This window comes from Streptomyces niphimycinicus (assembly GCF_018883605.1).
Taxonomy (GTDB): domain Bacteria; phylum Actinomycetota; class Actinomycetes; order Streptomycetales; family Streptomycetaceae; genus Streptomyces; species Streptomyces niphimycinicus.
The window spans coordinates 73,897-81,811 of record NZ_JAHLEM010000036.1; the positions used below are offsets into that span (position 1 = coordinate 73,897).

A 7,915-nucleotide genomic window follows, 5' to 3' on the forward strand; every position below is an offset into this window, starting at 1 on the left:
CCGCCATCAGGGCGCGGAACGGAAAGGCCCCCAGCCTGTGAACCACCCCGGGACCAGAACTCGGCCGCGCATCGCCGCGCTGACGCTGCTGTCACTCCTGGCGCTGACCGCCTGCGGTGGCTCCGGCGGCACGGACGGCACAACGCCGGCGGGCGCCCAGGCAGCTCCCGCGCCGACCGACGACCCGGTGGCCGCCGTACGGAAGGTGGACTCCGTCGCCGCCCTGCTGCCCGCCGACGTCGCCAGATCCGGCACCCTGAGGATGGGCAGCTCGATCGGGTTCCCGCCGGGCGCCTACTACCCGAACGGCCCGGACAAGAAGCCCGCGGGCCAGGACATCGACATCGCCGACGCGGTGGCCAAGGTGCTCGGTGTCGGGCTGGAACGCCAGGACGCCTCCTTCGAGACGATCCTGCCCGCCCTCGGCAGCGGCAAGTTCGACGTGGGCACCGGCAACTTCGGCGTGACCGCCGAGCGTCTGAAGACCATCGACTTCGTCACCTATATCAACGACGGCCAGGGCTTCGCGGTCAAGAAGGGCGGCACGGCGCTCAGCCGGAAGGTCAGCGATCTGACCGAGCTGTGCGGGCTGACCATCGGCACCGGGGCCGGCACCACCTTCGAGGCGACCCTTACCCGGCAGAAGGGGGTGTGCGCCAAGGCCGGGAAGAAGCCGTACGACGTGAAGGTCTACGCGGAAAACGGGGCCGTCCTCACGGCCCTGCAACAAGGCCGCATCGACGTCGTCATGTCCACCATCAACGGACTGCGCTACCAAGCGGCCCAGTCCGCCGCCCATACCTCCTTCCTCGGCGAGTACCACCGCCTCGACGTCGGTTTCGCCTTCAAGAAGGGCTCCCCGCTCACCCGCGCCTTCCAGGCCGCCGTCAACGAGTTGATCGAGAACGGCAGCTACGCCCGGATCCTCAAGAAGTGGGGCACCAGCGCCTCCGCGATCGACGCGTCGCGGATCAACCCGCCCGAACACACCCAAGGGTGAACAAGGACCCGACGAGGGGATCCTCACGGATTCGCCGTCGCCACGCTGCCACTGCCACCGCCTCGTCCGCCTCGTCCGGAGTCGGGCGCGCGGTGGGCTACTGGCCGCGCCTTGCCGGCGCTGCTGCGAAGCGGTCTCGTACCGGGGCGGCTCCGGAACAGGGTTTCACCGTTGACGCCCGGTGACGAAATGATCAACCAGCTCATTTGATCTGGTCGTTGACCCGGCGGGCGAGTTCGCCGAGGGGCTGCGCCCGGTTGCCGCGGGACAGCGGCCGGGCGCCGAAGCGGGCCGCGGTGTCCGGGTCGGCCACCGTGAGGACACGACAGCCAGGGGACATCAGGGTGGACACCGTGTCCAGCGCATCGCCGCCCACCAGGTCCAGCACGGCGTCGGCCCCCTGAGGAAGCGCGGTGGCCAGCCGGTCCGCGGTGTCATCGCCGTCGTACGGAACGGGCGTGGCGCCCAGGGACGCCACGAGCGCGTCACGCAGGGCGTTGGCGAGCAGGCCGAGCGTCGCCACGGTGATCACGATCGTCAGGCCGGGAGCCACCAGCAGCGAGGGCTTGGTGTACAGATTGGCGAACGCCTCGTTGAGCATCGCGCCCCAGCTCGCCTGCCCGGCCGAGCCGAGGCCGAGGAATTCGATGCCCGCCTGGATGACGACGGCCACGCCGAACATCTGCGCCGACTGGATGATGGTGGGTGCCTGTACCACCGGCAGGATGTGCCGCCGCACGATGCGGGCGTCGCCGAGTCCGCTGACGCGGGCGGCGTCGACGTACAGCTCCTCGCGCATCGAGGTGACGGAGGCCCGCACCAGGCGGAAGACACCGGGGGCGAGGATGAGGCCGAGCATCGCCATCGTCGCATTGGTGTCGGGGCCGATCGCGGCGATGGAGACCAGCAGCACCATGATGGCGGGCGCGGCCATGACGAGACTCGCCACCCAGCTCACGACGGCGTCGAGTCGGCCACGGTAGTAGCCGGCGAGCAACCCGGCCGGAACACCGATCAGCAGGGCGACCGCCACGGCGATGAACCCGCCCAGCAGGCTGACCCGGCCGCCGTACAGCAGCCGTGCGAGCACATCCCGTCCGACGCTGTCGGCGCCGAGGAGGTGACCGCCGCCGGGCGGGGCGAAGGCGTCGTCCAGGGTGGAGCGGGTGGGGCCGGCCGAGGTGAGCAGCGGCGCGAACACACTGGCCGCGACGATGAGGGCCAGCAGGACCAGGCACACCACCGCCACCCGGTTGTGCGGCAGACGGCTCAGCGGATGGCCGCGCCGGCGGGCGGTGCCCGGAGCGGGGTCGAGGGTGCCGCGGGTGTCGCGGCGTGCGGATTGCGTCATCGGACACGAACCTTCGGATTGAGCCGGCCGTAGGCGAGGTCCACCAGCAGGTTGACCGCCACGACGATGAGGACGAGGTAGACCACGACGCCCATGACCAGCGGCGTGTCGCCGTTGACGGTCGCCGTCACCGCGGCGGAGCCCACTCCGGGAAGTCCGAAGACCTTCTCGATGACGACGGCGCCGCCGACCAGGGAGATGAACTGAAGGGAGAGCACGGTCAGTGCCGGGGGCGCCGCGTTGCGCAGCACATGCCGGAAGAGCACCCGCCGCTCGCTCATGCCCCGGCTGCGCAGGGTGCGTACGAAGCCCTGGCGCAGTACGTCGATGACCGAGCCGCGCACCTGCTGGGCGGTGGCGGCGATGGCGCCGATGGCGAGCGAGACGGCGGGGAGGGTGATGGACTGGAGCCAGCCGGAGGGGGAGTCGGCCAGCGGTACGTATCCGGTCGCCGGGAGCCAGCGCAACTGGACGGCGAGGGTGGCGGAGAGCATCAGCGCCATCAGGAAACTCGGTACCGCGTAGCCGACGATCGCGGTCGCCTGCACCACCCGGTCGAGCCGGCCGCGCCGTACGGCGGCGGCGACACCGAGCACCACACTGAGGACGGCGGCCGGCAGAAGTCCGCCGACCACGATGGACAGGGACACCGGTGCCTTGAGCACCAGGCTTTCGGAGACGGAGTCACCGCCGAACCAGGAGGTCCCGAAGTCGCCCCGGACGGCATGGCTCAGCCACTGTCCGTACTGGGCGATCCACGGCCGGTCCAGGCCCAACTCGTGTTTCTTTGGCGGCGATTTGCGCGGGCGTCGCCATATTGCCGGCGATATTGCGCGCGGCGTCGGTCCCGGTGAGGCTCATCATCGCGAACGCCATCGTCGCGAGCGCATAGAGGAGCACCAGACCGGCCGCGACGCGGCGCACGAGAAAGGTCAGCATCGCGTTCGTTCCTTCTGCGTCGGCGGATGCGGGATCTGTCGCGGACGGGGCGGGGCGGTGTGCGGTCCGCTCCGCCGTCGCGTCAGCCGGCGGAGGCCATGCCGTAGATCGGTACCGCCGAGACAAAGGCCCGGGGCGTCACTTTGATCTTCTTGGAGTTGCCCTGGACGGCGTCCAGCACATCCCAGGGCGCGTTGAAGGCGTGGTTCTGGAGGTAGGCGTTGATCTCGCGGAACGCGGCGGTCTGTGCCGCTCCCGGGCCTTCTGCGCCTTGTCGACCATGGAGTTGAGCTTGAGGTCGAAGTCCTTGGCGGGGTTCCAGGCGGCGCCCTTGGCCAGTTCGGACTGGATGAAGTCCCAGGGCTGGCCGGACTGGAGCTTGAACCACGACATCGCGTACTGGCCGGACTGGAGGGCCGTGAACAGCCGGGTGAACGGGATCTTGTCGGTGTGCGCGGGTCGCGTACGGCCGCGGCACGGGTGCCGCGGAGGCGGGCCGCACCTCGTGGAGCGGTCCACCGCCATTGACTTCGGGAACGGGGATTGCTAGAGGACGGCCCTCTTCTGGCGGTTGACTGAGGCGTGTTCGCCTCGCCCAACACCTTCGTTTAGTTCGGTTACCTCGAACAAGAGGCAGTTGTTAATTTTCCTTGCAAACTAATAACGTCTTAAAGGAAGGCTGGCCGCCGGTGATCCACGACGGCTAGGTTGAGGAAATGCGTGAAGATGACGGTCGTTCCGCCGACCGGGCACTGCTGCCCGCGGTCCCCGTCGGACTGCGCAGAGTGCTGGACCTCGTGGTGGCCGGTGAGGCGACCAACCGTGCCGAGATCGCGCGGCGCAGTGGTCTGGCCCGCTCCACGGTCGGCCAGCAGGTGGACCAACTCCTCGGCCGCGACATCCTCCAGGAGCTGGAGTCCGGCGAATCGGTGCGCGGGCGGCCCCCGCGGCTGCTGACGCTGAGCCCGCGGGCGGGAACCATCGCCGTCGCCGACGTCGACAACCTGGAGACGCGGATCGCGATCGCCGACCTCGGCGGACGCATCCTCGCGCGGGACACGGTGCTCGTGCGGATCGACGCGGGACCGGAAACGGTCCTGGAGCTGGTGTGCGACCGGCTGTTCGCCCTGCTGGAGCGGTCCGGGTGCGACCCCGACCGGGTCCGCCAGGTGGTGATGGGCCTGCCCGCCCCGGTGGACCCGTGGCGCGGCTCCCCCCTCCGGCCCAACGGCATGCCCGGCTGGGACGGCTTCCCGGTCGCCGAACGGCTGCGGACCCGGTTCCGCGCCCCCGCCCAGGTCGACAACGACGCGAACCTCATGGCCCTCGGCGAGGCCGTGCACGCCCGGGCCGAAACCCCGGTGCTCTGCCTCAAGATCGCCACCGGGATCGGGGCGGGGCTCGCCACCGCGGAGGGCCGGATCTACCGCGGCGCGGACGGCGCGGCCGGCGATGTCGGCCACATCCGGTCTCTCGGCGGCGGCACCGCCCTGTGCACCTGTGGCAATGTCGGCTGTGTGCGCGCCATCGCCTCGCACCGCGCCGTACTGCGGACTCTGGGCATCCCCGAGTCCACCGAGGAGGATCCGCTGCACGGGGTCCACGAACTCGCGGAGCGCGTCGCGAACAACGACCCGCCCGCGGTCCGCGCCCTGCGGCAGGCGGCCACCGAGATCGGCGAACTCGCCGCCATGCTCGTCTACATGTTCAACCCCCGCACCCTCGTCCTCGGCGGGCCGCTCAGCGAACTGCGCGACGACCTGCTCTCCGGGGTGCGGGCGGTGGTCTACCAGCGCGCCCTGCCACTGGCCACGCGGAAGCTGACGATCACCACCACACAGCTCGGTGCCGCCTCGGCCCTGCACGGTGCGGTGGCCCTCGCCACCGGGGACGTCTTCAGCGAACGCGGGATAGCCCGGCTGCTCGTCGACTGAGGGCTACCGGCCGGGGCCACGGACCAGGGGCTCCGGACTGGGGCCACGCGCTGGGGGCTACGGCTCGGTGCGGTATGCCTCGATCACCGAAAGCCGGGTGGTGACGGCGTCCGACGCGGTCCGCAGCGCCGCGAGCGTACGGGGCACGTTCTGGCGTGCCGTGGGGGCGACGACCGACAGCGCGCCCAGGTAGGTGCCGTCCCGCGGCCCGCGCACGGGCACGGCCACGGCGGTATAGCCGAGCCGGTGCTCCTCGCAGTCGGTGGCGTAGCCCTGCTCCTGGATGCGGACGAGTTCGCCCGGGAGCCGGTCGGCGGTGAGGGTACGGGCGGTCATCCGGCGCATATGGGGGGCCAGCCGCGCCAGCGGGTACTGCTCGGGCAGCAGGGCCAGGGTGAGCTTTCCCGGGGCGGTGCTGTGCAGTTGGAGCAGCCGCCCGCCGATCGAGGCCCCGGCCCGGTTGCGGTGGCGGCCCGCGTTGTCGATGCACAGCAGCTCGCTGCCGTTCGGCACGGACAGGCTCACCGGGCTGTCGAGGGCCTGCGCGAGGTTCTCCAGGGCAGGTCGTGCGGCGTGGCGCAGGGTGCGCTGCCGGGGCGCGCGCAGGCCGATCGAGTACAACAGCAGGCCGAGCCGGTAGTCCGAGCCGTCCCGCTCCAGCATTTCGCAGGCGACGAGGTCCTGGCAGAGCCGGTGCACCGTGGCCTTGGCGACCCCGGTGCGCGCCGTCAGCTCCGTGAGACTGAGGGCGAGGTCGCCGTCGCCGAACGCGGACAGGATGAGCCCGACCTTGCCGAGGACGGACCTGGGGGACCGCCCGTCCGACCGGGCTTCCTCGCCGTTGCCACGAGGTACCGATGCAGTCGTCACGACATGCCCTCCTCGCCCGCTGGTGTGCCTCGACCAAGGACACCATTAGTTCTGAGGATGGACAATATAGAGATTTTTTTGCCTGGTAGGAATGGTGTGAGTGGTCGGAATCCGGTGGGGGCCACCGGCTGGAGCGCCGCGTCCAGTGCGCTCAGCCGCCCCCCACCAGAGCGGTGTCGGCGCCCAGTGGGCCGACCGCCCCGGCGCCACCGGGGGTGCCCAGCGGGGCGTCCCGGCCGGGCAGGACCTCCTCGAAGAACCGCCGGTTGTCCGCGCGGTGCTCGGGATCCGCCTTCCGGTCCACGGTGATCGCCTGCTCCGGGCAGGCGACCTCGCAGGCGCCGCAGTCGATGCACTCCACCGGGTTGATGTAGAGCTTGCGCTCGCCCTCGTAGATGCAGTCGACCGGGCACTCCTCCATGCAGGACCGATCCATGATGTCAACGCAGGACGCGCCGATGACGTAGGCCATGTCAGTTCTCCTTCTCGGTGGAATGCCCGGGGAACAGCGCCGCCTCCGGGTCGATGACCGTGGCGGCGTTGTTGACGGCCGTGGCGGCCTCGCCGAAGCCGACGGAGATCAGGCGCACCTTGCCCGGGTAGTCGGTGATGTCGCCGGCCGCGAAGACGCGGGGGAGGTTGGTGGCCATGTGGGTGTCCACGGCGATTCGGCGCGCCTCCAGGGTGAGGCCCCAGTCCCGCAGCGGGCCGAGGTCGGCGATGAAGCCGAGGGCCGCCACCACGGTCTGCGCGGGGAGGCGCGTGGTGTCCTTCGTCACGCGGTGGCGGATCTCGACCTCCTCCAGCAGCACGCCGCCGTACAGGCCGCTGACCTCGGAGTCGGTAAGGATCTCGATGCCCAGTGCCCGGACCTTCTCCACCGACGCGCGGTGGGCGCGGAACCGCGCGGTGCGGTGCACCAGCCGGACCGAGCGCGCCATGGGCGCCAGCAGGGCCGCCCAGTCGAAGGCGCTGTCGCCACCGCCGACGACCACCACGTCATGGCCGGCGTGGGCGGTGGGGTCGGGCACGAAGTACACCTGGCCGCGGCCGAGGAAGTCCTCCCCGGCCGGCAGCGGGCGGGGAGTGAAGGTCCCCACGCCACCGGTGATCACCACCGCCCCGGCCCGTACGGTCGTCCCCCGGTCGCTGCGGACCACGGGCAGGCCGTCGTCGTAGGACAGCTCCGTCGCGCGGTGGCCGAGGAGATAGCGGGTGCCATGTGTCTCCGCCTGGGCGACCAGGTTGTCGACCAGGTCGCGGCCGCGGACCGAGGCGAATCCGGCGATGTCGAAGATTGGTTTCTCCGGGTACATCGCGCTGATCTGGCCGCCCCGCTGGGGCAGCACATCCATCACGGCGACCCGCAGTCCGCGGAAGCCCGCGCAGTAGGCGCCGTACAGGCCCGACGGGCCGGCGCCGATGATCAGGATGTCCGTCTCGACCACCGCCGCGTCCTTTGCGGCGACCGGCTCAACGTTGAGAACGCTCATGGAAAGGGAGCGTAGGCAGGCCCGGATCACGGTCCAATGGAATCGGTCCGCCTGCCGGGACACGGCGAGCAACCGGTGGCGCCGGGACACGGCGAGCAACCGGTGGCGCCCGGACACCGTGGCCCGGACACACGGGAGCGGTGGAACCCAAGGCCCCTGTCAGCCTTGGGTTCCACCGCTCCCGCACCCGCACCCGGACGAGCCGGGCTCTCACCCGGCGAGCGTCACCTCCACCGTCCCCGTGACGCATTCGGAGCCGTCGGCCTTGAGGATCCGCGCGTCAAGACGGACCCGCCCGCCCTCGACCGAGGACACCGTCGCGGCCCAG

At 70.9% G+C, this 7,915-nt stretch carries 7 protein-coding genes and 1 pseudogene; 2 read left to right on the plus strand and 6 right to left on the minus strand.

Annotation, left to right across the window (positions count from 1 at the left end; translation table 11 throughout):
• The first annotated feature begins 37 nt into the window (after positions 1 to 37).
• A complete protein-coding gene (locus KN815_RS04515; protein WP_216340408.1) occupies positions 38 to 1,000 on the plus strand; it encodes an ABC transporter substrate-binding protein in 963 nt (320 codons plus the stop codon).
• 202 nt (positions 1,001 to 1,202) lie between these two features.
• Here the strand turns inward: KN815_RS04515 and KN815_RS04520 are convergent, their stop codons facing one another.
• The 3 genes and pseudogenes from KN815_RS04520 to KN815_RS04530 form a co-directional block, all read right to left on the minus strand.
• Positions 1,203 to 2,351, minus strand: coding sequence for an ABC transporter permease subunit (locus KN815_RS04520; protein WP_253208755.1), 1,149 nt, complete (start codon positions 2,349 to 2,351; stop codon positions 1,203 to 1,205).
• Positions 2,348 to 3,290 (minus strand): annotated as a pseudogene (locus KN815_RS04525) (ABC transporter permease). The gene KN815_RS04520 and the pseudogene KN815_RS04525 overlap by 4 nt, the downstream one beginning before the upstream one ends.
• Before the next feature lie 138 nt (positions 3,291 to 3,428).
• A complete protein-coding gene (locus tag KN815_RS04530) occupies positions 3,429 to 3,809 on the minus strand; it encodes a hypothetical protein (protein WP_216340410.1) in 381 nt (126 codons plus the stop codon).
• A gap of 197 nt (positions 3,810 to 4,006) precedes the next feature.
• On the opposite strand from KN815_RS04530, the gene KN815_RS04535 reads away from it, so the two are divergent.
• Positions 4,007 to 5,224, plus strand: a complete 1,218-nt coding sequence (locus tag KN815_RS04535; RefSeq protein WP_216340412.1) for an ROK family protein — start codon at positions 4,007 to 4,009, stop codon at positions 5,222 to 5,224.
• Between the two features lie 57 nt (positions 5,225 to 5,281).
• On the opposite strand, the gene KN815_RS04540 is transcribed toward KN815_RS04535, so the two are convergent.
• The 3 genes from KN815_RS04540 to KN815_RS04550 form a co-directional block, all read right to left on the minus strand.
• Positions 5,282 to 6,094 carry an IclR family transcriptional regulator gene (locus KN815_RS04540; protein WP_216340414.1) on the minus strand — a complete coding sequence of 271 codons (813 nt, stop codon included), beginning with the start codon at positions 6,092 to 6,094 and terminating at the stop codon, positions 5,282 to 5,284.
• 151 nt (positions 6,095 to 6,245) lie between these two features.
• The gene (locus KN815_RS04545) at positions 6,246 to 6,566 is read right to left on the minus strand and encodes a ferredoxin family protein (protein WP_211121632.1); all 321 of its coding nucleotides are present in this window, start codon (positions 6,564 to 6,566) and stop codon (positions 6,246 to 6,248) included.
• A gap of 1 nt (position 6,567) precedes the next feature.
• The gene (locus KN815_RS04550) at positions 6,568 to 7,587 is read right to left on the minus strand and encodes an NAD(P)/FAD-dependent oxidoreductase (RefSeq protein ID WP_216340416.1); all 1,020 of its coding nucleotides are present in this window, start codon (positions 7,585 to 7,587) and stop codon (positions 6,568 to 6,570) included.
• Between the last annotated feature and the right edge of the window lie 328 nt (positions 7,588 to 7,915).

Bases quoted from the DNA above. Each gene is read 5' to 3' on its own strand.
- KN815_RS04550 (WP_216340416.1), bottom strand. From the start codon at position 7,587: ATGAGCGTTCTCAACGTTGAGCCGGTCGCCGCAAAGGACGCGGCGGTG.
- KN815_RS04535 (WP_216340412.1), top strand. From the start codon at position 4,007: ATGCGTGAAGATGACGGTCGTTCCGCCGACCGGGCACTGCTGCCCGCG.
- KN815_RS04520 (WP_253208755.1), bottom strand. From the start codon at position 2,351: ATGACGCAATCCGCACGCCGCGACACCCGCGGCACCCTCGACCCCGCT.
- KN815_RS04545 (WP_211121632.1), bottom strand. From the start codon at position 6,566: ATGGCCTACGTCATCGGCGCGTCCTGCGTTGACATCATGGATCGGTCC.